The following is a 23,732-nucleotide window of genomic DNA, read 5'->3' on the forward strand; positions in this document are numbered from 1 at the left end:
AAAAGCGGTGGAGGCGGAACCATGGCGTCTGTTCGATCAGGCGGCCGCGGAGACCGAGGAGGTTTCGGCGTCGGCCATTGCCTTCCACTCAGCCACCCGTGCCTGGTGCAGCGGCGACTTCCGGACCACGGCGTACGCAACGCCCAGCACGGCGAACCAGACGGGCGTCACCAGCAGCGCCGTCAGTGTGTCCGGCTGTGTGGTGAGTGCCCAGACGAGGAAGGCGAAGAATGCGAAAACCACCCACACCATGGGAATGCCGCCGGGCATCTTGAATGTGGAGTCCTTGTGCAGCTGGGGCCGGCGCTTCCGGAACACCAGGTAGCTGGCCAGGATGATGGACCAGACGAACATAAAGCAGACGGCGGACACGGTGGTGACCATGTCGAAGGCCACGCCCACGTCCTTGCCCGCGTAGAGCAGGGCCACGCCGGCGAGCAGCAGCACGCAGGACAGGAACAGCGCGTTCTGGGGGACCTTGCGGCTGGAGAGCCGGCCGAAGAGTTTGGGGGCGTCGCCGTCGTTGGCCAGGCCGAACACCATGCGAGAGGTGGAGTAGATGCCTGAGTTGGCGGACGACATCGCGGACGTCAGCACCACCAGGTTGACCACCATCGCGGCCACGCCGAGGCCGGCAAGCGAGAACATTCCGATGAACGGGCTGTGGCCGGCCTGGAACTCGGTCCACGGGGTGACGGACATGAGGATGATCAGTGCGCCAACATAGAAGAGCATCACGCGCAGGGGAATGGCGTTGATGGCACGGGGCAGGTTGTGCTCCGGGTTCTTGGTTTCGGCGGCGGCGGTGCCCACCAGTTCGATGCCCACAAACGCGAACACGGCGATCTGGAAGCCGGCCACGAAGCCCATGAATTCCTTGGGGAAGAACCCGCCGTGGCTCCACAGGTTGGTGAAGCCCGCCGTGCCTGCGTCCGACGTGAAACCGGTGAAGATCATGACCAGGCCCACCACGATCAGCGCCACGATCGCCACGATCTTGATGAGGGCGAACCAGAACTCGGTTTCACCGAAGGCCTTCACGGTGGGCAGGTTCAGCAGCAGCAGGATCACGATGGTGGCGATGCCTGGGAGCCAGAGCTGGACACCGGGCCACAGCTCGTTGGCGTAACCGGCGATCGCGATCACGTCGGCGACGCCCGTCACCACCCAGCAGAACCAGTAGGTCCAGCCGGTGAAGAAGCCGGCCCAGGGACCCAGCAGGTCGCCGGCGAAGTCGCTGAAGGACTTGTAGCTGAGGTTGGACAGCAGCAGCTGCCCCATGGCCCGCATCACGAAAAACAGCATGAAGCCGATGATCATGTACACAAAAATCACGGATGGTCCGGCCACCGAAATGGTCTTGCCGGAGCCCATAAACAGGCCGGTGCCGATCGCACCGCCTATGGCCAGAAGCTGGATGTGCCGGTTGCTCAGCGAACGTGAAAGGTGGGGCTCGCTGTCCCTGCTGGAGGCAGTTCTCTGCCCCGTGGTGGTCTGCTCAGACATGTGCAAAATCCTTCGAGTGGTCCGCCGGGTTGGGTGACGGCGGTTACAAAATCAGCCTTTCCACCGTACACGCAGCCCTGCGGCGCTGTGGAATGCTGGTGGGGTGACCCGGAACCCAGGTGCCCTGCCCCCTTTGCTGACTGCCGACGTCGACGGCGGCACCTTCCGCCTCCGCCATGCCTCACCAGGCGACCTCCCCGCCATTGTGGGCCTGCTCGCCGATGATTCGATGGGCGCTGGGCGCGAACGCGGCGGGGACATGGCACCCTACGAGCGGGCGTTTGCAGCGATCGACGCCGACCCGTCCCACCTGCTGGTGGTCGGGGATTTGGTGCCGCCGGGGGCAACGGACGGTCCCGTGGTTGCCACGTTCCAGCTGAGTTTCCTGCCCGGCATCTCGCGGCACGGATCCTGGCGTTCGCAGATCGAGGGTGTGCGGGTGGCGGGCAGGCTTCGCGGCCAGGGGATAGGCAACGTGATGGTGCGATGGGCGATTGATGAGTCGCGGCGTCGCGGCTGTTCAATGATGCAGCTGACCACCCATAAATCCCGGACGGCGGCCCACCGGTTCTACGAGCGGCTGGGGTTTGACGCCAGCCACGAGGGCATGAAGCTGACGCTCTGACCTTTGACCGTTAGGTAACCTAACTGTTAGGCTACCTAACGATGACGACTCCAAATGATGATGCACTCCAGGCCCTTGCAAGCGATTTCCGCGAGGCCCTCCGCCACAGTGTTTACCTTGTCCGGAGGCTCGACTCCGACGGCGAACTCAGCGCAGCCCAGCTCAGCACCCTGAAGATGCTGCTGGACGACGGCGTGCGGGTGGGGGAGATCGCACGGAACCTGGGCGTCAGGGTGCCCAGCGCCACCGAGCAGATCATCAAACTCGAAAAGGCTGGCCTTGCCCGGCGCGAACCCGACCCCAAGGACTTTCGGGCCGTCCGCGTGGTGCTCACCGCCGACGGCCGGACCGCCGTCGCTGCCGCCAACAAGAGCCGCAACGCCGTGATGGCGGGCATCCTCAGCTCCCTGAGCGATGCTGACCGCGCGGCGCTGGCGGCCGCCCTGCCCGTCATCGACAAGATCAACGCCACCCTCCAGAACTGATTCAGCACACACTTAGGAGCATCCTCCATGAATGGCCAGCTCGCAGAGACACTGCCGGCAGAAGCAACCTCGAGGCTGAAAAGGCTTCCCTCCTCAAGCAGCCCAAGGCCGTGTGGGCCACGGCCTTGGCGGCAGTGTTCGCCTTTATGGGCATCGGGCTGGTGGACCCCATCCTGCCTGCGATCGCCGTCAACCTGGATGCAACGCCCAGCGAGGTTTCGCTGCTTTTCACCAGCTATTTCCTGGTGACAGCGGTGGCCATGCTGATCACCGGATTCGTGTCCTCGCGCATCGGCGGCAAGAAGACCCTCCTGATTGGCCTGGCGGTCATTGTGGTGTTCGCCTCGCTCTCCGGGCTGTCGGGCAGTGTCGACCAGCTTGTGGGGTTCCGCGCCGGCTGGGGCCTGGGCAATGCCCTGTTTGTGGCCACAGCCCTGGCGGTCATCGTGGGGGTGGCCAGCGGCGGGGCCGGAACGGCGATCATCCTGTACGAGGCGGCCCTCGGCCTGGGCATCTCCCTCGGCCCGCTCCTGGGTGCCCTGCTGGGCGGCTGGCAATGGCGCGCACCGTTCTTCGGAACCGCCGCTCTCATGGCCGCGGCCTTTGTGGCCCTGGTGGTGCTGCTTCCCAAAACTGCGCTCCCCGCACGGAAAGTCCGGCTACGTGATCCGCTGCTGGCACTGGCGCACCGGGGACTGCGCACCACCGCTGCCAGCGGGCTGTTCTACAACTACGGCTTTTTCACCATCCTGGCGTTCACCCCGTTCATTCTCGGCATGGATGCCTACGGGATCGGCGGAGTGTTCTTTGGCTGGGGCGTTGCCGTGGCGGTCTTCTCCGTGTTCGTGGCGCCCGTGCTGCAGAACCGTTTCGGCGCCGTCCGGGTCCTGGCCGGAACCCTCCTGGTCCTGATGCTGGATCTGATCGGGCTGGGACTGGCCGCGGGGCACTCGGTGCCCGCCGTCGTCGTTCTTGTCATTGCGTCCGGGGCGCTGCTGGGCATCAACAACACGATCTACACCGAGCTGGCCATGGGTGTTTCCGATTCACCCCGGCCGGTGGCCTCCGCAGGCTACAACTTTGTGCGCTGGACGGGCGGGGCTCTGGCCCCGTTTGCTGCGGCGCAGCTGGGTGAGCATTTCGGTCCGCAGGTCCCGTTCTTTGCCGGGGCATTGGCGATGGTTGCTGCCATCGGCATTGCGCTGGTTGGCCGGAAATACCTGACAGCGCACGAACCGCACCTCGTGTAGCCGGGCGCTATGCCGCCGGGAACAGAAAACCCTCCTTCACGCCATCGTGTGAAGGAGGGTTTGTGCTTTTTCTGCAGAAAGTGAGAGAGGGTCGGGTCAAAACCTGCAGAAAGTGAGAGGGGGTCGGGTCAGGCGGCGGAGCCCTTGCGCACAAACAGGGTCTCGGCCTGTTCCAGGGACATGCCGTTGGTCTCCGGGACCTTGAACATCACAAAGAAGAACGACGCCGCGGCGAACAGTGCGTACATGGCATAGGTCAGCGGCAGCGACGCGGCGGCCATGACGGGGAAGCTGAGCGTGATGGCGAAGTTGGCCACCCACTGCGCCGCCGCGGCCAGGCCGAGGGCGCGGGCCCGGATCCGCGACGGGAAGATCTCGCCGAGCAGTACCCAGACCAGCGGGCCCCAGGATGCACCGAAACTGACCACAAAGATGTTGGCTGCAACCAGGGCCACCGGACCCCAGGCGCCCGGCAGGGAGATGTCGGAGCCTGAGCCCACAGCGGAGGAGAACGCTACGGCCATGGTGCCCAGCGAGAGGGCCATGCCGATGGAGCCGGCCAGCAGGATGGGGCGGCGGCCGATCCGGTCCACCAGGGCGATGGCCACGAGGGTCACCAGGATGTTGGTGATGGAGGTGGCCACGGAGATCGTGAGAGAGTCCTTCTCCTGGAACCCGACGGCCTTCCACAGGGTGGTGGAGTAGTAGAAGATCACGTTGATGCCCACGAACTGCTGCAGGACGGAGAGGATGATGCCGATCCAGACCACTGCCTGCAGGCCGAAGGTCTTGCCGCGGAGCGAGCCCTTCTGGCCCGCCAGCTTGTCCTCTTCGATCGCGTCCTGGATCTCGCGGATGTGCCGGCCGGTGTCCTCGGACGGGGCGATGGAGTCAAACACTTTGCGCGCTTCGTCTTCCTTGCCCTGGAACACCAGGAACCGCGGGGATTCCGGCAGGGTGTACGCGATCCAGCCGTAGACCACGGCCGGAACAGCTGCGGCAAGGAACATCCAGCGCCATGCTTCGATGCCCAGCCAGAAAGCCTGGTCCGCGCCGCCGGCGCTGGTGGCGAACAGGGCGTCGGAAAGGAGCGCGGCGAAGATACCGGTGGTGATGGCCAGCTGCTGCAGCGAGGCCAGCCGGCCGCGGACCTGGCGCGGCGAAATCTCGGAAATATAGGCCGGCGCGATCACCGAGGCCAGGCCGATGCCCAGGCCGCCCACCAGGCGCCAGAAGATCAGGTCCCAGACGCCGAACGCGAAGCCGGTGCCGATGGCGCTGACCAGGAACAGCAGCGCGCCGAGCTTCATGGCAGGGATGCGGCCGTAGCGGTCGGCGACCTTGCCGGCAAGGAAGGCGCCGGCGGCGCAGCCCAGCAGGGCGATGGCCACGGCGAAGCCGGTGACGGCCTCGGAGAGTGCGAATTCGTCCCTGATGGCGTCGACTGCGCCGTTCACCACGGAGGAGTCGAAGCCGAACAGGAAGCCACCCACCGCGCCTGCGAGTGCCAGCCAGATCACCCGCTGGGGTATTTTGGCGGTTGTCTGCTCCTTGGCGGTGGACATGGTGCTCCCTGGGTTTGGGGTTGGGTGGATGCGGTGCGGACGTCGTCGGCTGCGGTACCGGCAGACGGCCGGCGCACACGCGCTAAACAGTGTGGCACGTCACCGCCCGTGGTTCCACTTAGTGACTTTTGCCCTCTGAAAACAGAAAGACGACGACGGCGGGGTGCGCCGCCGTCGTCGTCCTCGGTTTCAGAGCTGGGGAACTCAGTGGGCCGCGACCGGTTCCTTGGCAACCTTCGGGTCGGTCAGCTTCTTGTTCGGCAGCGCGAAGCTGATGAGGAAGGCGATGCCGGTGAGCACGGCGGCGGTGAGCATGACGGTGTCGATCGCGTACGCGAAGCCCTCCGTAATGGGCCGGGTGAGCACGCTGTTGGCGGAGTGGAGCCAGCTGGTGTCGTTAAGCGAATCGTTCGACGCGCCGTTCTGGAAGAACTCGTAGAGCTTGGCGTTGGCCGGGTCCGCTGCGACGGCAGGATCCTTGAGGACTGCCTGGTAGTCGGCGCTTCCCATCGCCGACTTCATGCCGTCCGCGATCCGGCCCGCGGCGACGCTGAACAGCATGGAGATGAACACGGCCGTGCCCACCGCGCCGCCCATGGACCGGAAAAACGCGGCGGAGGACGTGCCCACGCCCATGTCCTTCGGCGGCACGGACACCTGCATGGCCAGGGTGAGCGGCTGCATGCAGAAACCCAGCCCCATGCCAAAGAAGACGGCGATCACACCGGGAACCCAGAGGCCGGTGTCCACGCCCAGGGACAGGCCCATGACCAGCGCCGCGGCGGTCAGGATGGCGGTGCCCATGATGGGGAAGACCCGGTACGTGCCCGACGACGAGATGGTCCGTCCGGCAGTGATGGAACCCGTCAGGATGCCGAGGGTGAAGGTGATCATCATCAGGCCCGCTTCGGTGGGCGTGAGGCCCTTCACCAGCTGCAGGTACATCGGCAGCATGGCGATGGCTCCGAACATGCCGATGCCGATGATGAAGTTCAGCAGCGAGGAGAGGCCGAAGGTCGCGTTCCGGAAGAGACGCAGCGGGATCAGGGCGTAGTCGCCGGCCCGCTTTTCGGCCAGCAGGAACCAGATGATGCCGGCAACGCCGAGCCCGTAGCAGAGGAAGGAGTTCATGGACGCCCAGCCCCAGCTGCGGCCCTGTTCCGCCACCAGCAGCAGCGGGACGATGGCCAGGGTGATGGCCGCGGCACCGAAGTAGTCGATCTTCTGTTTCACGTGCTTGGCCGGCAGGTGCAGGAACAGGAATACCACGGTCAGGGCGGCCAGGCCGATGGGCAGGTTGATGAAGAACACCCAGCGCCAGCCGTCAAAGCCCAGGATGTTGGCCGAGCCGGCGAACGCGCCGCCCACCACGGGGCCGAGCACGGAAGAGATGCCGAACACGGACATAAAGTAGCCCTGGTACTTGGCCCGCTCCTTCAGGGAGACGATATCGCCGATGATGGTCAGCGCGAGGGCAAGCAGCCCGCCGGCACCCAGGCCCTGGACGCCGCGGGCAATGGCCAGTTCCGTCATGGAGTGGACGGAGCCGGCGTACAGCGAGCCGGCCAGGAAGATCACGATGGCGATCAGGTACAGCGGACGGCGGCCGAAGATGTCGCTCAGCTTGCCGTAGAGCGGGGTGCTGACGGTGGAGGTGATGAGGTACGCGGTGGTGGCCCACGCCTGGAGGGAGAGGCCGTCCAGGTCATTGGCGATGGTGTAGATCGAGGTGGACACGATGGTCTGGTCCAGAGACGCCAGGAACATGCCGAGCATGAGTCCCACCATGACGGTGACGATCTGACGCTGCGTCAGGGTTTCGCCGGCGGCGCGCACGGCGGTTGTTTTGGACATGACTGCTCCAGGGAAGAAATGGGATCAAGCTTGATAGTTGCTTTCGGTAACTATGTTACGTCCCGTTTCATTCCCTGGGCCAGAGATTTCTTTTGCAGTCATGTGCGCGGCGGGTGCTAGCGCTCCACGAGGATGCCGTCCGGATCGGACCAGATCATGGCTCCGGTCCGGATGGTCACGCCGTCGATCACCACGTCCACATCAACCTCGCCGGCACCGGCCTTGGCGCTCTTGCGCGGGTTGCTGCCTAGCGCCTTCACGCCGAGGTCCAGCTGGGCGATCGCCTCCCGGTCCCGGATGGCGCCGTTGATCACGACGCCGGCCCAGCCGTTTGCCACGGCGCTTTCGGCGATCATGTCCCCCATCAGCGCCGTGGCCAGGGAACCCCCGCCGTCTACTACCAGCACATGGCCGTGTCCGGGGGTTGCCAGGGTCGACTTCACCAGGGCGTTGTCCTGGAAGCAGCGTATGGTCCGCACCTGTCCGCTGAAGTGTGAGCGGCCGCCGAGCGACTGGAACTGGAGCGAAATTGAGGCGAGTTCCTCCCCTCGCTCGTCGTAGAGATCGGCCGTGTTGATGGCCTGGCTGGACTGGTTTCCTGCGGCTGCAGTCATGCGTTCTCCTCGGGGTTTCCGGCTGAATCGGCAGGCAGTTTGCCGTATGACAAGCGGGGCGATGATGCCCACGATAGTCTGATTTTCAGAATCGCCAACCGTTCCAGGGGGAACCAGCCATGAGCCTGTCCAACACACCCGCACCGCCGGATCCCGGCGCTGCAGCGGACGGCACGACGGCGGCGCTCGCCGAGCCCACAACAAAGGTCACCGCCCGCTGGGTCACCGGGTTGGTGCTGGTCAACGTTGGTATCAACGCCGCCTTCTTTGGGCCCATCAACGTCTTTATCGGCCAGCAGGCCATCGGCATAGACGAGGCCAACAAGGAAGCCATCCTGTCCCTCGTGACGGGCTGCGGCGCCGCCGTGTCCCTGGTGGCCAATCCCTTGTTTGGCGCCCTCTCCGACCGCACCACCTCACGCTTCGGCCGCCGGTCACCCTGGGTCCTTGCCGGGGCGATCCTGGCAACAGCCGCCCTCCTGGCCCTGTCGGGCGCCACGACGGTAGCCCTGATGGTGCTGTTCTGGTGCCTGGTGCAGCTGGGGGCCAACGCAGCCTACGCCGCCATCACGGCTGCAGTCCCGGACCGCGTCCCGGTCCTGCAGCGTGGCGGAGTGGGCGGCCTGGCCGCCATGGGCCAGACGGTGGGAATCCTGATCGGTGCCGTGTTTGGCGCCGTGGTCAGCGGCAACTACATGGTGGGGTACGCCCTGTGCGCCGCGGCGCTCATCGTCTCGGTCCTGCCTTACCTGTTCCACCGCAATGATCCCCGGCTGCCGACGTCGGAGAAGGTTCCGTTCCGCCTGGGCGAATTTGTCCGGAGCTTCTGGATCAGCCCCGTGACCCACCCGGACTTCGCGTGGGCCTGGCTCACCCGCTTCCTGGTCAACGTCTGCAACCAGATGACCATTGTGTACCTGCTCTTTTTCCTCCGGGACGTCCTCAAGCACGACGATCCGGCCCTGGGGGTCCTGACCCTGACCGGCATCTATGCGGTGATGGTGATGATCACCGCGGTGCTGGCAGGGCCGTGGAGCGACCGGCTGGGCCGGCGGAAGCCGTTTGTGATCGGGTCCTCCGCCATCATTGCCGCGGCGGGACTGACCATGGCATTCTTCCCGGTCTGGACCGGCGCGCTCGTGGGCGCCGGCATCCTGGGCGTGGGGTTCGGCGCCTACCTGGCCGTGGACTTTGCGCTCCTGACCCAGGTCCTTCCAGAGGCCGCCGACAGGGGCAAGGACATGGGCATCATCAACGTGGCGAACTCCCTTCCGCAGGTATTCGCCCCGGTGCTCGCCTTCCTTGCCGTGACCTACTTCGGCGGGTACCTCACGCTGTTCGTCACGGCCGCCGTGATCGGCCTCCTCGGTGCCGTCTTCGTCGTCAAAATCAAAGGGGTGGACTGACGGCGCCACAAAGGCGTGCCGTATAGTTGAAGCGGACTGCAGGCGGCACGGGATGGGGACGCTCCCTGCTGCTGCACCATAAGAACACAACCCCGGAATCCTGATGCCCGAGACCATTTCAGACCATCCGCCCATGGCCGCAAGGCCCTCTGCCCCGCGCCAGAAACTGCGTTACGCCAGGATCCTGGAAGCCGCCGGCGGGTTCGCCCGCAAAGGGCTGGATACGGTGGAGCTGTCCGAGGTTGCAGCCAAGGCAGACGTGCCGCTCGGCACGCTCTACCGGTATTTTCCGTCCCCCACCCACCTGATGCTGGCCCTGTACCGCCACCAGCTGGACGAGCTCCAGGCCGGCACACGCAGCGCTTCGGCCCGCTTCCGTGGGCGCGCCGTGTCCGGTGTGGCGATGGAGATCTTCCACATGCGCGTCATGCAGCCGGCGGTGGAGCAGTGCCTCGCCCGCGGCGTGTACCTCAAGGACCGGGACACCACGGTGCTGTTGCGGGAGATTGACGCGCTGAGCCAGGAAGCTGTGGCTGGCGCCAGCAACGACACCGCGGCCCGTGTCCTGCTGCTGACCGTCACTGGTCTGGTCCAGTCCGTCCGGAACCGGCGTTTGTCCCTCTTTGAAGCCGAGGAAGACCTGAAAAAGGCCTGCTCCCTGGTGGTTCCCGCGTCCTCCGGGTCGCATTCAATGCATAAATCCGCGTAACCGGTCTAGACCAATGCGGCCTTAAATCAGCCTTATTGGCGTGATCCGGATCACAAATATCATTGAAGAATCGTTTTTTCATGCCATGGGCCGGGTCGCGCGGCACTTTTGACCGGCTGGGCGTGTTTACCATTGCAGAACCGGAGTGGCTGGCAACCCGCACCTGCAAGGGCTTCACCCCGGGCCCGCCACCCTTGGGCCCGCGAAGCGCCGAATCCACCACCTTGAGCCTCCATGTGCTTGAGCCTTTCTGCGCCGTGCGCCCACGGCTAGCCCCAGGAGACAAAGACGTGTCCATTGACGCAATCGCACCCACCGACAATTCCGCAGCAACGGCTCTGACCGAAGCGGAGATCTTCGACGCCCACCAGGGCGGAAAGCTCTCGATCACGAGCACCGTCCCGTTGTCCAACAAGCGCGACCTTTCAATCGCCTACACCCCCGGTGTGGCTGAGGTCAGCCGCGCCATCCACGCCAACCCGGAACTGGCCAAGACCCTGACCTGGGCCCAGCGCCTGGTGGTTGTGGTCAGCGACGGCACTGCGGTGCTGGGCCTGGGCAACATCGGCGCCAGCGCTTCCCTGCCGGTCATGGAGGGCAAGTCCGCGCTGTTCAAGACCTTCGGCGACCTCGATTCCATCCCGCTGGTGCTGAACACCACCGATGTGGACGAGATCGTGGAGACGCTGGTCCGGCTGCGCCCCAGCTTCGGCGCCGTCAACCTCGAGGACATCTCCGCTCCCCGCTGTTTCGAACTCGAGGAAAAGCTCATCGAGGCGTTGGACTGCCCGGTCATGCACGATGACCAGCACGGCACCGCCGTGGTGGCCCTCGCTGCGCTGACCAACGCCGCCAAGGTGACGGGCCGTGAACTGGAAAGCCTTCGCATTGTGGTCTCCGGCGCAGGAGCCGCCGGCATCGCCGTCGCCGAAATCTTCCTCGCCGCCGGGATCCAGGATGTGGTCCTGCTCGACTCCAAGGGCGTCATCAACCGCGACCGTGCGGACATCGCCGCCGACCCGGCCAGCAAGAAGGCGCAGCTCGCGCAGCGCACCAACCCCCGCGGCATCAACGGCGGTCCCGGCGACGCCCTGCTTGGCGCCGACGTCTTTGTGGGTGTCTCCTCCTCGAAGCTGGACGAAGAGCACCTGAAGCTGATGAACGCCGATTCCATCGTGTTCGCGCTGTCCAACCCGGACCCCGAAGTGCTGCCCGAGGTTGCCGCCAAGTACGCCGCCGTGGTGGCCACCGGCCGCAGCGACTTCCCCAACCAGATCAACAACGTGCTCGCGTTCCCCGGAATCTTCCGCGGCGCACTGGACGCCGGCGCCCGCCGGATCACGCCCGCCATGAAGATCGCCGCCGCCCGCGCCATCGCGGAACTGGCCGAAGATGACCTGTCAGCGGACTACATCGTGCCCAGCCCGCTGGATCCGCGCGTGGCCCCGGCTGTGACGGCCGCCGTCGCCGCGGCAGTGGAAGCGGAGTAACCTCCGCGGCCACAACCTGCCATAGCTTTCGACGGCGGCGCCTCCCCTCCCAGGGGAGGCGCCGCCGTCGGGGGTTAAGCCGCCGGTACGGGCTTGCAGGGCGGCCACCCTAAACTGAGGGTCATGAACTCCGAAACCGTGGTGACCATCCTGTGCGGCCTGGCGATCCTGGTGGGCGTGGCCGGCACCATCATCCCGGTCCTTCCCGGCAGCATCCTGATCGGGCTCAGCCTCCTGGCGTGGGCCATCTGGGGTGGAGCGGGAACCGCGGGCTGGGTGGTATTCGGAATTGGCCTGGTCTTTGTCCTTGCAGGAATGGCGGCGAGTGCCGTGCTGACCGGCCGCAAGCTCAAGGAACACCGCATCCCCAGCCGGAGCGTGGTGATCGGCCTGGTGGCCGGGGTTGCCGGCATGTTCATCATTCCCGTGGTGGGCCTGTTTGTGGGTTTCGCGGCCGGCCTGCTGCTTAGCGAACTGCTGCGCACACGAAACTTCGGCACGGCAACCTCCACCAGCTGGGCCGCGCTGAAGGCCACCGGGCTGGGCATGCTGGTGGAGTTCGGGCTGGCCTGCCTGGCGGCGAGCACGTGGGTGATCGGGCTTTGGGTTTCCGTGGCCACCTCCTGACGGCTGCCGCCTGCTTTCCCGGCAGGCCACGGCTCCCGGCTAGCATGGAGAAATGACCGCGGGGGATGCTCTAAAACCGATCTACCGGGACACCCGGGACCTGACGCCGTTCGGACCCGTCCAGATGCGTACGGCGGTCCGTGACCTGGCTGACGGCGTCGGCGGGATCCTGCAGAGCGTCCTCGGCGTCCGGAACCAGGCGTACCTTTCTGTTGACGGCAACATTCCAAGGCTCAAAATGCTGTCCGGAAAGACCGTCAAGGCCGTCCACGAAGCCATCTTCGGGGCCAGGCAGCCGGAGCGGCTTATCGCGCTGGCCCGCAATTATCCCACATGGGCCGGACTCTGCTACCTCATGGCCGGGCTGCTGGCCTACAAGCACGGCGGCTACCTGCGCGCCTCCGAGCTCCTGCAGCGCGGGCTGTCCATCAGGAACGGCGACGACGCCAACCAGTACGCCACTGTGTACCTTGCCCGGGTGGTCACCCGGGTCGAAGTCGCCGAACGCGTCGAGGTCCCCGTGCTATTCAGCGAGGAGGCTGTATTCCTGGCACTCGCGCACTGCCTGCGGGAAACGGGCCAGCTGGAAGCTGCGCTGCAGACCGCTGCCCAGCTGCCGCCGTCGCTGCCTGCTGCCCTGGCACGCTGTTCCGCGGCGTTTGCGCTGGGCCGGGACAAACAGGTGGTGATCTGGACGGAGGGACTGCTCAACTCCGATGACCTTTCCGCCGCCCTGTTGCTGATACGTGCCCGCTCGCTTCGGCGGCTGGGTGCCCGGGCCAAGTCCGAGGAGACCCTGGGGGAAGTCCTTCGCCGCCGGAAGACCGACATGATGCTTCGCAACGACGCCATGACCGACCGTGCCTTCCTGCTGCTGGACAACGGCATGAAATCACTCAATCCGCGGGACTGGCTGCGCGGCAGGCCGGCTGAGCTCGAAACCTTCGAAGTCATCCGCAAGGACGTGGAGGAGCGCCGGCTGTGGGAACAGGAATGGGAGAAACTCGACGGCGAATAAGCCGTTCTGCGGCGGCGCCCTTGTGGGGCGATCCGCGCCGGAGTACAACGGAGAAATGAGCGACGCAGCCCGGTCCTGGATGGAAAAGTACATCAGCGCATGGACCAGCAACGGGCCCGACGACATCCGGAAGCTGTTCACCGAGGACGCCACCTACGCCACCCGCCCGCATGACCAGGATCCGTGGGTCGGGCGCGAGCAGATCGTGGACCGCTGGCTGCCCGCGATGAGCCTGACGAGTGGACCTTCGAGTGGACGCTGCTGGGATCTGACGGTGACCTGGCCTTTGTGCAGGGGTACACGCATTACCTGGGGACAGGCCCAGCTATGACAACCTGTGGGTCATCCGGCTGGCTCCCGACGGGCGGGCGTCGGAGTTCACGGAATGGTTCATGGAGCGCCGTCCGTAGCATTCCGGGGCCGCGCCGGGATGCGGGCTCCGAGCGTCAGGCGACGAACAGCGGGACCAGCTGTTCGGCAAGGAGCACCACGCCCAGCGCCACCATGATCACACCGCTGGCGAGCGTCACCTTGCGTGCTGCACCCGGGCGGGACTGCAGGAGTTTGCGGGCCAAGAGTGCCACGCAGGTGTAGACAATGCCGGCGAGCAGCACAAACGTCAGGCCCAGCAGCCCCGACTGCACGGGTACGGGCAGCGACGCTTCGGGGCTGACGAACTGCGGCACCAGGGCCACGTAGAACAGCAGGCCCTTGGGGTTGATGCCGCTGGTGCCCATGCCCTGGAAGAATGTCCGGAGCTGGTTGGCGGCGGGGCTCCCGACGGCGTCCGCCGCACTGAAGGAGGCGCCGCGCCACGAGCGGAGGGTGCTGATGCCGAGCCACAGGAGGTAGCCGGCGCCGGCCACCGTGATCCAGCCCAGCACACCGGGCATGCCGGCCAGCAGGGCCGCCAGTCCGGCCACCATCAGGACGGTGTGCAGGACGTAACCGCCGCAGAGTCCGGCAACAGCCGGCACAAAGCTGCGCTGCCGCAGTCCCGCGGTAATGGAGTACGCCCAGTCCACGCCCGGGGTGCAGGCGAGGGCGACAGCCACCACAATAAAGGCGAAAAACAGCTGGGCGTTCACGGGTTACTCCTGTCAGATGGCTACAGGACAAACCCTATGAACTTTCATGCCATAAGTGCTCCCCTTTTTCTCGCAGGGCCAGCCAGTTTCGGTAAGGTTATTGCGTGATAGACCATATTGACAGAAATATTTTGCGCCACCTCAAAGAGGACGGCAGGATGACTGCCACCGCCCTCGCGGCGAAGGTGGGCCTGACTGTCGCGCCGTGCCACCGGCGGCTGCGTGATTTGGAGTCCTCGGGGGTGATCCGCGGCTACAAAGCGGACATAGATCCGGCGGCCGTGGGGCTGGGGTTCGAGGCGATTGTGTTCGTGACGCTGCGCCAGGTGGACCGCCCCACCATGGAGATTTTCGAGAACCGGGTGGCGGACAACCCCAACATCGTGGAGGCGCAGCGGCTGTTCGGTTCCCCGGACTACCTGCTGAAAGTCATCGCCGAGGACCTGCCGGCGTACCAGCGCTTTTACGACGCCGAGCTCACATCATTGCCGGGCGTTGAGCGGCTGACGTCCACCCTGGTGATGAAGAACCTGAAGTCCAACGCCGGCCCGCCGGTGTAGCGCGTTTGGTCATCACGCCGGGAGTCCCCACGCCGGTCTGCCTAAGCTGCCGGCCTGACATGGACGATGATCACCTGGGTGTCCTTGGCGCCGTCGTACCGGAGGTCGTAGTTCACGTCCAGGCCCGTGGAGGTGCCGGACGTGATGGAAAAATCGCTTTTTCGTTCCGGGTCCCGCTGGGCGCCGGTGATCCAGCGTTCTGCGGAGTCGGCGTCGATCCCGTACCGCTCCACGCCGTCCCGGATGAGCTCAAAGTATTCGTCCGGGGAGTCCGCGGTGAGGAAATAGGTGAGCTCGCTGAAGTCCGGGCGCCTCTCGGTGGTGTTCAGGCGGATCCGGTCCGTCTCCCCGCTGATCTCGCCGCTCGGGGCAACGATGGTGAGCTTGATTTTTCCCGAGTCCCGGGTGTTGATCTCGGGCCCGTAACTGTCTTCCGTGACCCGTACCGCAGCCTTGTCCAGGCGTCCGGAACGCATGTCCAGCCTGGCTGTCTTGGATTCCCGGATGGCAGCCACTCCGGCGGCGTCGAGGGTGGAGAATTCGGAGGTGCTCATGGTGCTCCCTTGAGGGGTCGGTTCGGTGGGGGTGCCGTTCATCTGGCAGCCGGCCAGACCGAGGCAAGCGGACAGTGCAAGAAGTACGACGGCGGCCTGCCGCCTCAGCGGCGGGCGTTCGGTTGTGCGTGGGAACGTCACTGGTGAACCTCCGCGCCGAAACCATCCACAAAGCGGTCCATGATGCCGGGGATGTTATTGGTTGGCCTGTACTGGTCCACGCGGTCGTTGAAGTCGGACGCGATGATCTGCTCAGCCCGTGCGGGATCCCTTGCCAGGAGGTCCTGGTACGCCGGCAGGGTGTCCTGCCGGATGAGTTCCCAGCGTTGGTCGGCGTTGGAGATGTTCCCGTCCGGGAAGCCTGTGGTGAAGTCCGTGCGGAACTGCGTGGGGTTGTCCCAGTTGGTGAACGGTACGTTTTCCGGCCCGGGGCTCTCCACGCTGAAGGTGTAGGGGAAGACCTCCGGGTAGCTCTTCGCGCCCGGAATGGAGGGCTCGCCGGCCAGGGTGACGAGGTAGGTCACCGCTTCCCCGCCGGGGTGGTTGCGCATGTTGTCGTAGTCGTCCGCGATGATCTCGTTCTGCTCGCGGTACAGGAGGGCGGTGTTGCCCTCCCGGATCAGGTCGGGGTCGCCGGAATCGATCTTGGCCCACTCCTCGGCGGTACCGGCATCAATGGCACCCGAATCCCGCAGCCGGTTGATCTCCTCGATGCCGCCGTCCATGTAGGCCTGGTGCTGGCGGCCCTGGTCGAGGAAAATCTCCTTGTTCATGTCCAGCATGCTGGTTTCGTAGAAGCGGATCTCCTCGTCCGTCATCCCGGCGAGCTGTTCGATCTGGTCAAGGATGGGAAGCGGAATGTCCGAGGCCGGATTGTCCGCGATCTGCTGCGCGAGGTCCCGCAGCATCGCCATGTCCTTGAAGCCGCCGGCGAAGGACGGGCCGATCATGTTGGCCATGCCCGCCCACTGCAGGTCCGGGTTGGACAGGTAGGCCTGGCCGTAGAAGTCGTAGATCTTCTTGATGGTTTCCCAGTTGTGTTCCGTGCCCTTGGACGTGTCCCAGCTGGAAGGGTCGATGCCCATGTCCAGCATGGCCTGGTTGTTCCAGTAGGAGCTGAGGAAATCCGCGTATTCCTGGGAGCTCTTGTCGATCAGGCCGGAGTCGGCGGCGGCGTCCATGGCGGCTTTGGCACCCTCGGGGTTGTCCAGGGCCCATTGCCTGAATTCATCACTGTCGAGATAGTCGGCGCGTTCCTCGGCAGTCATGCTGTTCAGCCGGTCCGTCAGGTCCTGGGCGGCGCGTTCCCCTGAACCGCTGCCGCCTGGACCGCCGCTGCCGGGCCCACCGCCGGAGCCGCCGCTGCTGGCTTTTTCCTGTTCGTCGGCGTTGGCGAGCAGCGCCTTGGATGCCGTCTCCAGGCCCGCCGTCGCGGACTTCAGCAGCAACATGTGCGATGACGTCCAATCGCTGCGGAACCGCTCGGCGTCGTGCCCTTTCCAGGCGCCGGTCCTGATGGCGCCGCTGAGTTGCTGGCCGAGCAGGGCCAGCCTGTTGGCGCCTCCTGCCAGGTCCTTGGCGAGCCGCCGCAGCTGTGCCACGTCGCCGCCGTAAAAGTTCCCCGCCATGTTTCCCCCTGAATGGATTCCCGTGCCAGCCTAGCTGCGTTGGGTCCGGGAGGGCGATGGGGAGAGCTCCCCGTGCAGGGTGGGCGCCCGGCTCTGAACGGTCCCGTCAGTCCAGCAGCAGTCCGGTGGTCCGGTACGGGATGACCTCGCGCAGGAACATGCTGGTGGAGGTGCGCACGATTCCGGGACACAGCCGGATTTCCTCGGAGACCCGGTAGAGATCGTCAGGGCTGGTGGCCACCACCCGGATCAGCAGGTCGGTGTCACCGGCAGGGGCATGGCACTCCAGGACCTCGGGAATTTCACGGAGGGCAGCAATGGCTTCATTGAGGTGGCTCTGGTCCAGTTCCGCGCTCACGGCTGCCGCCACGCCTCGGCCCAAGGCGGACGGGAGCACGCGGCTGCTGTTGGGGCGGAGGGCTCCCGACGCCGTCATCCGCTCCAGGCGCGACTGTACCGTCCCGCGCGCCAGGCCCAGCCGCTGGGCCAGAACCATGATGGGAACCCGCGGGTCCTCGTCCAGGGCATTGAGGATCCGCTTATCGGTGGCGTCCAATTGCTGCAATCTGATCAGTTCCTGTCGGTTCAGAGGGCGGGTCTTAGTCAGACTGACCAAGGATACGCCTGCCGGTTGTGCCAACTGTATGGCTTCTGTTCAAATTGTGGCAACAAGGGCAGAGGCTACCGCCGATCCCAGCAGGCTACAGGCTCCCGGCACACCACCCGGCAACTGGACACCGCCTCCCGCAAGGAGGCCGCCGCTGATTGACACTTGTTCACACCACGGTCATTGAAGCAAACACGGCAAGAGCCCCTGAGCTCCCGACGACGGATCCTGCGAAGTCGTCGGTAGCTGAGGGGCTCTTGTGTTGTCCGGCATAGGGTTGATCCATGACTTCCGCCGGCCGCTTTGCCCCCAGCCCTTCCGGTGAACTGCACGTAGGCAACCTCCGCACGGCAATGCTCGCCTGGCTGTTCGCACGGTCCACGGGGCGGGATTTCCTGCTGCGGGTCGAGGACCTGGACCGCGCACGGGCCGGGTCGGAGGCCGGCCAGCTCCGCGACCTTGCGGCGATCGGCGTTACCTGGGACGGCGCCGTCGTACGACAGGCCGACCGCGGTGCCGTCTATGCCCAAGCGATCAGTCAGCTGACTGACGCGGGCCTGACCTATGAATGTTTCTGTACCCGCCGGGAGGTCCAGGAGGCGCCGTCGGCTCCGCACGCCCCGCAGGGTGCCTATCCGGGAACATGCCGGAACCTCGATCCAGCAGAGGTGGAGTTCAAGCGGTCCATGAGGCCGGCCGCCGTGCGGCTTCGGTCCGGAGTCGCGGAATACACCGTAAACGACGTTCTCCATGGCGGGTTCACCGGCGTTGTGGACGACTTTGTCCTCCGCCGCAACGACGGCGTGACCGCGTACAACCTGGCGGTGGTGGTGGATGACGCCGCCCAGGGCATTGACCAGGTGGTCCGCGGGGACGACCTCCTGCCGTCCACGCCGCGGCAGGCATATCTTGCGTCGCTTCTGAATATGCCCGTTCCGGAATATGCCCACGTGCCGCTGGTGGTTAATTCCGACGGCGTCCGGCTGGCCAAGCGTGACGGTGCCGTGACGCTGGGCGACCTCGCTCTCGCCGGGGTATCCGTCGCTGACGTTCGGGATCGACTGTTGAGATCCCTCGGGCTGCCGGCCGGAACGCTGGAGCAGGCGCTCGGAGCGTTCCGGTCGGACAGCCTGCCCAAGGAAGCCTGGGTCTGGCCGGGCGCGTAGGCTTGAGGGATGTCAGACCAGCACTCCACGGAGCACAGCCCCGCGCCCGGATTCACCGTTGAGACCGCCAAGGTCCTGGCGGAAGTGGCCCACAACCGCCAGAAGGACAAGCTCAAGCGGCCTTACCGGGACCACGTGATCGCGGTGGGGGACGCGCTGGCGGATTTCGACGACGACATCCGGATCGCGGGGTACCTGCACGACATTGCCGAGGACACTCCCATTACCCGGCAGGCGCTGCTGGACATGGGCGTCTCCGAACGTGCCGTGGGGATCATTGAGCGGGTCACCAACCGGCTGCACGAGAATCCTGACGACTACGCCGCCGGAATCCTGGAAATCGCCGAGGACCACGACGCCGCACTGGTCAAGATCGCGGACAACGCCCACAACTCACTGCCCGAACGGGTCAAGGCGCTGGCCGAGAAGTGGCCGGACAAGCCGCCTGTCACCAAATACCGGGATGCCCGCCCGGTACTTTATGCCGCCGTCGAGGTGGAGGAAGTCCGGAAGATCCTGGCGCGGGTAAATCCGTGGCTGCTGGCGGAGCTGGACGACAGGCTGGACGACGAGGATGACACCGACTACGAGAACCTGGCCTACGACGACGCCCCGGCGGCCGAGTCTGCGCCGGTGACCGGGCCAGACGGGACCCAAGAGCCGGCAGGCACTGCTAGGGACGCGGAGCGGTAGTCCCTGCCTCAAGTTTTTCGAGCGCCTGATGCAGCCGTTCAGCGCCGCGGCGCTCATCGATGATGATCGAAACGGCCAGGGCCAGCACGATCACCAGCAGGCACACGGGCATTGAGGCACCGGCCGCCGCCAGGCCAATTGAGCCGGCCAGGGCCACCAGCACCCCTGCGGCCACGGTGATAATGGTGCGGTCAGCGCCAACCATCACGCTGTAAAGCCACGTCAGCGAGAGTTTGAACAACGCGACTGGGACGGCAATGCTGGCCACGGCGATCGCTCCGCTGATGTGTGCCTCGTGGTCGATGTAGTAGGCAGCCACGTGCAGTCCGGTGCCGGTGGCCGCGATGGCCGCGAAGATGGGGATGTGCCCGTAGCCGAAAAGGTATGAGCGGTGCCGGCGCAGGTGCAGCGCACGCCCCGCGGGAAGCATGAAGTAGATCCACCACATGCCGAAGGCCAGGGCCGTGCCACCGAATCCCACGAGCGCCGCATCGACGCTCCAGCCGTGGTTGGCCACAATGGCGCGGAGCGTTTCGATGGCGCCGATGAGGCACTCGCCCAACGCAATGATGGCCAGGAGGCCGTAGCGCTCGGCGATATGGTGTGCGTGCCAAGGCGTCCTGGCCTTGCGTTCGGCGGCGTATGGCGTGGCCATCTCCAGCACTATCAAAGGCACTGTCATGAGGAACGTCGTGGCGACGTCGGCCTCGATGATCAGCACAACGATCCAGCCAAGCTGAACCACGGCCAGGTATTTCGCGTAGCGCAGGCAGGTGTCGCGGCGGGCAGGGTCCTGCCTGGACGCCCGCACCCACTGCGTCACCAAGGCCAGGCGCATGAGCACATAGCCGCCGACTATTACCCTGTTGTCTACGTGGTCACCTTCAACGATGGAGTGGAACATCGGCTCGATACCCATCGCCAGGATCAGGACCCCGACTATCTGGACCATAGTGACTACGCGGAACACCCAGTCGTCGGTGTCGTACGCGCTGGCGAACCAGGTGAAGTTGATCCAGGCCCAGATCACCGCGAACATCGCAAAGGAGAAGCCCAGCAGCCCGGCACCGAAGTGGGCTTCGGCGATTTCGTGCGCGAACTGGCTGCCGGCCACGCCGAAGGCAATGACAAAGGTCAGGTCGAAGAAGAGTTCCAGCGGTGTGGCCGCACGGTGCTTCTCATGGGGATCCCGGCCGCCCATGCGGGCGAAGGCATGCCGAAGTGGGTTTGAGGACATGGTTCAAACGTACCGTCGGCGGGGTTCCGGCTCCACTGTGTCGGAGCCATGGGTGCCGCCGCAGTTCGCCGTACTTCGAATTCGCCGGAACGCTGCCCGCTCGCCGGAAGTCTCCCGGCGAGCTCGAAGGGTTCCGGCGAATTCACGTCCGGGACACGCCCGCCGGCGGCTACACCCGGCCCAGCGCGTCGATGTCCTCGAGGAACTGCTGGTGGACCTCAACACTGACGGTGGTCCGGGTTTCACCGATCGCGTCGAGGTAGTCCTGCGTGGAGGGCCCCTTCCGGACCGCCTCGCGGACGGAAACGCTGCCTCCGGAAGCCGCACCGCCGTCGTCGTACACTGCCTTCTCGAGCGCACGCTGGGAGGCGCTGCGGGCCGCATACTCAATGTCCGCGGGGGAGAAGCCCTCGGTCCGTTCCACCAGGAGCTCCACGTCCACATCGTCCACCACGGTGGCCGGGATGAAGCGCTGCCACATGGCTTCGCGGGCCTGGCGGTCGGGCAGGCCGATCGGGATGACGTAGTCGAACCGGCCGTGGCGCAGGAAGGCCGTGTCCAGCGCGCGGATGAAGTTGGTGGCGCACACCAGCAGTCGGCCGGGCTGTTCGCGGAATGCCGGGATGATTTTCAGGAGCTCGTTCGTCACGCCCTGCAGCGGCGACGGCGGCTCGCCCGACCGCTGCGACGCGATCTCCTCCACTTCGTCGATGAACACCACGGCGTGCTCCAGCTCGGCGATCTCAAGGAACGTCTCGCGAAGGGCCCCGGCGAGTCCCTTCGGATCGGAGGCGAGCCGGGACGGGAAAACCTCCACGAACGGCCACTCGAGCCGCGACGCGATGGCCTTCGCGAACGTGGTCTTGCCCGTTCCGGGAGGACCAAAGAGGACGACGGCGCGCGGCGGCACCACGCCGTACTCATCCGCGAGGTCCGCCTCGGCCAGGGGAAGCACCAGGCGCCGCTCGAGGAGTTCCTTCTCATTCCGCATGCCGGCAACGTTTTCCCAGAGGTCCCGGGCCAGGATGCGGCCACCGAGCTGGCCCAGCGCCCCCAGTTCCTGGCGCTGCACGGGAATGGTCCGCTCGAAGTAGCGCAGGTTCTTCTTCAGCGCGAAGCCGCGGCTGAGGAAAGCCTCCACCCTGGTTTCGGACTCCGGCATCAGCGCGGAGAGTTTGTTGAGCCCGTGCGGGGCCATCCGGTTTTCGACGGCGGCAAGCAGCGAGGTGCCGATCCCCCGGCCGCGGTATTCAGGCAGCGTGGCGAGGAAAACGATCCAGCCCTGGTCGTGGGCCGCACGTCCGACGGCGGCGCCCACCACCATGTCGCCCTGGACCGCCACCACGGCGTGGTCCTTTTCGCAGGACGCCAGGACTTCGGAGAGGGCATACACCGGTTCCACGTTGGTGGCCTTGAGCGATTCCCAGAGGTGCAGGATCCCGTCCAGGTCCGCCGAGTGGAAATCCCTGATCCGCCAGTTGGTCATGCCGTGTCTCCCGGGTGGTTCGTCGTTGAACTGCTCGTTGAACTTTCACAGAGCCGCGCGATGAAGCGCTCTGCTGAGCATAGGCGATCGACCCGCGCCGAAGGGTTGCGGGAGCGTTGCATTACAGGAACGGCCGGGAGGTTCAGCCCGCCGGTTTGATGTTCTGGTTAATGTGGAACAGGTTGTCCGGATCGTATTTCGCCTTGATGCTGGCCAGCCGGGCGTAGTTACCGGCGTAGTTGTCCGTGATCCTGGACTGGTCATCGGCGTCCATGAAGTTGATATAGGCGCCGCCGGCGCTGTGCGGATGGAGCCCGGCCGCGTAGTCGCGCACCCAGCCCACGTTGGCGTCGTTGTCCGCAGGGTCCTCCCACATCCCTGCGATCACGGCGGCGAAATCGGAATCGCGGTAGGGGAATGCCGTGGCATCCCGCGGCACGCGCTGGACTGCGCCGTTGATGGGGTAGAAATGGTTGGCCGTCTGCTGGCTCGGGACGCCTTCGCCGAACTGCTTCGCCACTTTGATGACCTCATCGCTCAGGGTGGGCAGGAACTCGGCCTTCCAGTAGGCCTGGAGTCCCTTGGGCAACGAGTCGTCAAAGAGCGTGTTCAGGACCGGGTATGGCAGGGGCCCCAGGAATGAGCCGGCCACCGGCGCGACGTCCAGGAACGGCTGCCATTGCCGCACGCCTTCGTCATGCGGGCCGGTCCAGCCTCCCACCAGGACCACCACCGGACGGCCATGGAATTCCTCCGGCAGGAACGGGACCTCCGGCCCTTGGTGGACTCCGAGGAAGACGCCGAACTCCTCGGGCCCGGTGGCGATTTTTTCGCGGTACAGCTGGCCTACCGCTTCGGCATGTTCGAGCAGGTAGATGATGACGCCGCCGTAGATGACGTCCACTGGGTGCAGGCTGAATTCCAGGGATGTCACCACGCCGAAGTTTCCGGTTCCGCCGCGGAGTGCCCAGTAGAGGTCCTCGTTTTCCGTGGCACTGGCAACACGGAACTTGCCGTCCGCGGTGACTACGTCCGCGGACTTCAGATTGTCGCAGGACAGGCCGTATTTCCGAGAGAGGTAGCCGATTCCGCCGCCCAGCGTCAAGCCGGCCACGCCGGTGGAGCCGATGATGCCGCCTGTCGTGGCCAGGCCGAACGCGTTGGTTGCGTGGTTGAAGTCTGCCCACGTGGCACCCGTTTCGGCCCGGGCCGTCGCGGTGGAGGGATCCACCCGCACACCCCGCCGGTTGACGAAATCAATAACCAGGCCGCCATCGCACGTGCCGAAGCCGGGCGCGCTGTGGCCGCCGCCGCGAAGGGCAACGTCCAGTCCTTCATCGCGGGCGAAATTCACTGCCGCCATCACATCGGCCACTTGGGTTACCTGCAGGATGGCGGCGGGACGTTTGTCGACCATGCCGTTGTAGACGGTCCGGGCTGTTTCGTACCCAGGGTGGTCCGCCGTGATGAGGTTGCCGCGTACTTTTTCCTGCAGTGACTGGAAAGTGCTGCTGTTCATGTTGAACTCCAAGCTGTCTGACGCTTAGGTGTCCGGGCACAACGC

The 23,732-nt window shown here is 65.6% G+C and carries 22 protein-coding genes and 1 pseudogene; 12 read left to right on the top strand and 11 right to left on the bottom strand.

Annotated elements, in window-relative coordinates:
- Window positions 1-36: 36 nt before the first annotated feature.
- Complete coding sequence (locus ABV518_RS06765; protein ID WP_367766085.1) at window positions 37-1,506, bottom strand: amino acid permease; 1,470 nt, start codon at window positions 1,504-1,506, stop codon at window positions 37-39.
- A gap of 103 nt (window positions 1,507-1,609) precedes the next feature.
- On the opposite strand from ABV518_RS06765, the gene ABV518_RS06770 reads away from it, so the two are divergent.
- From ABV518_RS06770 to ABV518_RS06780, 3 genes are all read left to right on the top strand, one after another.
- Window positions 1,610-2,131, top strand: a complete 522-nt coding sequence (locus ABV518_RS06770) for an N-acetyltransferase family protein (protein ID WP_367766087.1) — start codon at window positions 1,610-1,612, stop codon at window positions 2,129-2,131.
- A 41-nt stretch (window positions 2,132-2,172) separates the two neighbouring features.
- Window positions 2,173-2,616 carry a MarR family winged helix-turn-helix transcriptional regulator gene (locus tag ABV518_RS06775; protein WP_367766088.1) on the top strand — a complete coding sequence of 148 codons (444 nt, stop codon included), beginning with the start codon at window positions 2,173-2,175 and terminating at the stop codon, window positions 2,614-2,616.
- A gap of 110 nt (window positions 2,617-2,726) precedes the next feature.
- Entirely contained in the window at window positions 2,727-3,866 is a 1,140-nt protein-coding gene (locus ABV518_RS06780; RefSeq protein ID WP_367766089.1) for an MFS transporter, read from the top strand.
- A 128-nt stretch (window positions 3,867-3,994) separates the two neighbouring features.
- Here ABV518_RS06780 and ABV518_RS06785 read toward each other — a convergent pair whose 3' ends face one another.
- From ABV518_RS06785 to rraA, 3 genes are all read right to left on the bottom strand, one after another.
- The gene (locus ABV518_RS06785) at window positions 3,995-5,431 is read right to left on the bottom strand and encodes a sugar porter family MFS transporter (protein ID WP_367766090.1); all 1,437 of its coding nucleotides are present in this window, start codon (window positions 5,429-5,431) and stop codon (window positions 3,995-3,997) included.
- A 204-nt stretch (window positions 5,432-5,635) separates the two neighbouring features.
- Complete coding sequence (locus tag ABV518_RS06790) at window positions 5,636-7,285, bottom strand: MDR family MFS transporter (protein WP_367766092.1); 1,650 nt, start codon at window positions 7,283-7,285, stop codon at window positions 5,636-5,638.
- Between the two features lie 116 nt (window positions 7,286-7,401).
- Window positions 7,402-7,899 carry a ribonuclease E activity regulator RraA gene (rraA, locus tag ABV518_RS06795; RefSeq protein WP_367766094.1) on the bottom strand — a complete coding sequence of 166 codons (498 nt, stop codon included), beginning with the start codon at window positions 7,897-7,899 and terminating at the stop codon, window positions 7,402-7,404.
- 119 nt (window positions 7,900-8,018) lie between these two features.
- Here rraA and ABV518_RS06800 point away from each other — a divergent pair, with 119 nt between their 5' ends.
- From ABV518_RS06800 to ABV518_RS06825, 6 genes and pseudogenes are all read left to right on the top strand, one after another.
- Window positions 8,019-9,305 (top strand): MFS transporter, encoded by a 1,287-nt coding sequence (locus ABV518_RS06800; RefSeq protein ID WP_367766096.1) that lies wholly within the window; start codon window positions 8,019-8,021, stop codon window positions 9,303-9,305.
- A 103-nt stretch (window positions 9,306-9,408) separates the two neighbouring features.
- Window positions 9,409-10,014, top strand: a complete 606-nt coding sequence (locus ABV518_RS06805) for a TetR/AcrR family transcriptional regulator (protein ID WP_367766097.1) — start codon at window positions 9,409-9,411, stop codon at window positions 10,012-10,014.
- 290 nt (window positions 10,015-10,304) lie between these two features.
- Window positions 10,305-11,504: an NADP-dependent malic enzyme gene (locus ABV518_RS06810; protein ID WP_367766098.1), complete on the top strand. Its 1,200-nt coding sequence runs from the start codon at window positions 10,305-10,307 to the stop codon at window positions 11,502-11,504.
- A gap of 123 nt (window positions 11,505-11,627) precedes the next feature.
- A complete protein-coding gene (locus ABV518_RS06815; protein ID WP_131135401.1) occupies window positions 11,628-12,131 on the top strand; it encodes a DUF456 domain-containing protein in 504 nt (167 codons plus the stop codon).
- A gap of 52 nt (window positions 12,132-12,183) precedes the next feature.
- Entirely contained in the window at window positions 12,184-13,149 is a 966-nt protein-coding gene (locus ABV518_RS06820; RefSeq protein ID WP_367766099.1) for a hypothetical protein, read from the top strand.
- Between the two features lie 55 nt (window positions 13,150-13,204).
- Window positions 13,205-13,559, top strand: a pseudogene (locus ABV518_RS06825) (nuclear transport factor 2 family protein).
- A gap of 36 nt (window positions 13,560-13,595) precedes the next feature.
- Here ABV518_RS06825 and ABV518_RS06830 read toward each other — a convergent pair.
- Window positions 13,596-14,237 (bottom strand): LysE family translocator, encoded by a 642-nt coding sequence (locus ABV518_RS06830; protein ID WP_367766100.1) that lies wholly within the window; start codon window positions 14,235-14,237, stop codon window positions 13,596-13,598.
- 104 nt (window positions 14,238-14,341) lie between these two features.
- Between ABV518_RS06830 and ABV518_RS06835 the strand changes: the two genes are divergently transcribed.
- Entirely contained in the window at window positions 14,342-14,797 is a 456-nt protein-coding gene (locus ABV518_RS06835) for an Lrp/AsnC family transcriptional regulator (RefSeq protein ID WP_082979127.1), read from the top strand.
- Between the two features lie 41 nt (window positions 14,798-14,838).
- Here the strand turns inward: ABV518_RS06835 and ABV518_RS06840 are convergent, their stop codons facing one another.
- The 3 genes from ABV518_RS06840 to ABV518_RS06850 form a co-directional block, all read right to left on the bottom strand.
- Window positions 14,839-15,351 (bottom strand): hypothetical protein, encoded by a 513-nt coding sequence (locus ABV518_RS06840; protein ID WP_367766102.1) that lies wholly within the window; start codon window positions 15,349-15,351, stop codon window positions 14,839-14,841.
- Between the two features lie 137 nt (window positions 15,352-15,488).
- Window positions 15,489-16,979 (bottom strand): WXG100 family type VII secretion target, encoded by a 1,491-nt coding sequence (locus tag ABV518_RS06845; protein ID WP_367766104.1) that lies wholly within the window; start codon window positions 16,977-16,979, stop codon window positions 15,489-15,491.
- A gap of 106 nt (window positions 16,980-17,085) precedes the next feature.
- Complete coding sequence (locus ABV518_RS06850; protein ID WP_200950662.1) at window positions 17,086-17,544, bottom strand: Lrp/AsnC family transcriptional regulator; 459 nt, start codon at window positions 17,542-17,544, stop codon at window positions 17,086-17,088.
- A 326-nt stretch (window positions 17,545-17,870) separates the two neighbouring features.
- On the opposite strand from ABV518_RS06850, the gene gluQRS reads away from it, so the two are divergent.
- Window positions 17,871-18,752, top strand: a complete 882-nt coding sequence (gene gluQRS / locus ABV518_RS06855; protein ID WP_367766106.1) for a tRNA glutamyl-Q(34) synthetase GluQRS — start codon at window positions 17,871-17,873, stop codon at window positions 18,750-18,752.
- Window positions 18,753-18,761: 9 nt separating this feature from the next.
- Window positions 18,762-19,445: a phosphohydrolase gene (locus ABV518_RS06860; protein ID WP_367766107.1), complete on the top strand. Its 684-nt coding sequence runs from the start codon at window positions 18,762-18,764 to the stop codon at window positions 19,443-19,445.
- On the opposite strand, the gene ABV518_RS06865 is transcribed toward ABV518_RS06860, so the two are convergent.
- From ABV518_RS06865 to ABV518_RS06875, 3 genes are all read right to left on the bottom strand, one after another.
- Window positions 19,426-20,682, bottom strand: coding sequence for a low temperature requirement protein A (locus ABV518_RS06865; protein WP_367766108.1), 1,257 nt, complete (start codon window positions 20,680-20,682; stop codon window positions 19,426-19,428). The genes ABV518_RS06860 and ABV518_RS06865 overlap by 20 nt on opposite strands.
- A gap of 169 nt (window positions 20,683-20,851) precedes the next feature.
- On the bottom strand, window positions 20,852-22,168 hold the full coding sequence (locus ABV518_RS06870) for an ATP-binding protein (RefSeq protein ID WP_131135418.1): 1,317 nt from the start codon (window positions 22,166-22,168) through the stop codon (window positions 20,852-20,854).
- Window positions 22,169-22,310: 142 nt separating this feature from the next.
- Window positions 22,311-23,687, bottom strand: a complete 1,377-nt coding sequence (locus ABV518_RS06875; RefSeq protein WP_367766110.1) for an FAD-binding oxidoreductase — start codon at window positions 23,685-23,687, stop codon at window positions 22,311-22,313.
- Window positions 23,688-23,732 lie beyond the last annotated feature (45 nt).

The organism is Arthrobacter sp. HS15c, from assembly GCF_040812005.1.
Taxonomy (GTDB): Bacteria; Actinomycetota; Actinomycetes; order Actinomycetales; family Micrococcaceae; genus Arthrobacter.

Excerpts from the sequence above, each read along its gene's own strand:
- ABV518_RS06820 (WP_367766099.1), top strand. The coding sequence starts at position 12,184 with ATGACCGCGGGGGATGCTCTAAAACCGATCTACCGGGACACCCGGGAC.
- ABV518_RS06785 (WP_367766090.1), bottom strand. The coding sequence starts at position 5,431 with ATGTCCACCGCCAAGGAGCAGACAACCGCCAAAATACCCCAGCGGGTG.
- ABV518_RS06815 (WP_131135401.1), top strand. The coding sequence starts at position 11,628 with ATGAACTCCGAAACCGTGGTGACCATCCTGTGCGGCCTGGCGATCCTG.
- ABV518_RS06790 (WP_367766092.1), bottom strand. The coding sequence starts at position 7,285 with ATGTCCAAAACAACCGCCGTGCGCGCCGCCGGCGAAACCCTGACGCAG.
- ABV518_RS06775 (WP_367766088.1), top strand. The coding sequence starts at position 2,173 with ATGACGACTCCAAATGATGATGCACTCCAGGCCCTTGCAAGCGATTTC.
- ABV518_RS06845 (WP_367766104.1), bottom strand. The coding sequence starts at position 16,979 with ATGGCGGGGAACTTTTACGGCGGCGACGTGGCACAGCTGCGGCGGCTC.
- gluQRS (WP_367766106.1), top strand. The coding sequence starts at position 17,871 with ATGACTTCCGCCGGCCGCTTTGCCCCCAGCCCTTCCGGTGAACTGCAC.
- ABV518_RS06860 (WP_367766107.1), top strand. The coding sequence starts at position 18,762 with ATGTCAGACCAGCACTCCACGGAGCACAGCCCCGCGCCCGGATTCACC.
- ABV518_RS06765 (WP_367766085.1), bottom strand. The coding sequence starts at position 1,506 with ATGTCTGAGCAGACCACCACGGGGCAGAGAACTGCCTCCAGCAGGGAC.
- ABV518_RS06805 (WP_367766097.1), top strand. The coding sequence starts at position 9,409 with ATGCCCGAGACCATTTCAGACCATCCGCCCATGGCCGCAAGGCCCTCT.
- ABV518_RS06840 (WP_367766102.1), bottom strand. The coding sequence starts at position 15,351 with ATGAGCACCTCCGAATTCTCCACCCTCGACGCCGCCGGAGTGGCTGCC.
- ABV518_RS06865 (WP_367766108.1), bottom strand. The coding sequence starts at position 20,682 with ATGTCCTCAAACCCACTTCGGCATGCCTTCGCCCGCATGGGCGGCCGG.
- ABV518_RS06870 (WP_131135418.1), bottom strand. The coding sequence starts at position 22,168 with ATGACCAACTGGCGGATCAGGGATTTCCACTCGGCGGACCTGGACGGG.
- ABV518_RS06875 (WP_367766110.1), bottom strand. The coding sequence starts at position 23,687 with ATGAACAGCAGCACTTTCCAGTCACTGCAGGAAAAAGTACGCGGCAAC.
- ABV518_RS06800 (WP_367766096.1), top strand. The coding sequence starts at position 8,019 with ATGAGCCTGTCCAACACACCCGCACCGCCGGATCCCGGCGCTGCAGCG.
- rraA (WP_367766094.1), bottom strand. The coding sequence starts at position 7,899 with ATGACTGCAGCCGCAGGAAACCAGTCCAGCCAGGCCATCAACACGGCC.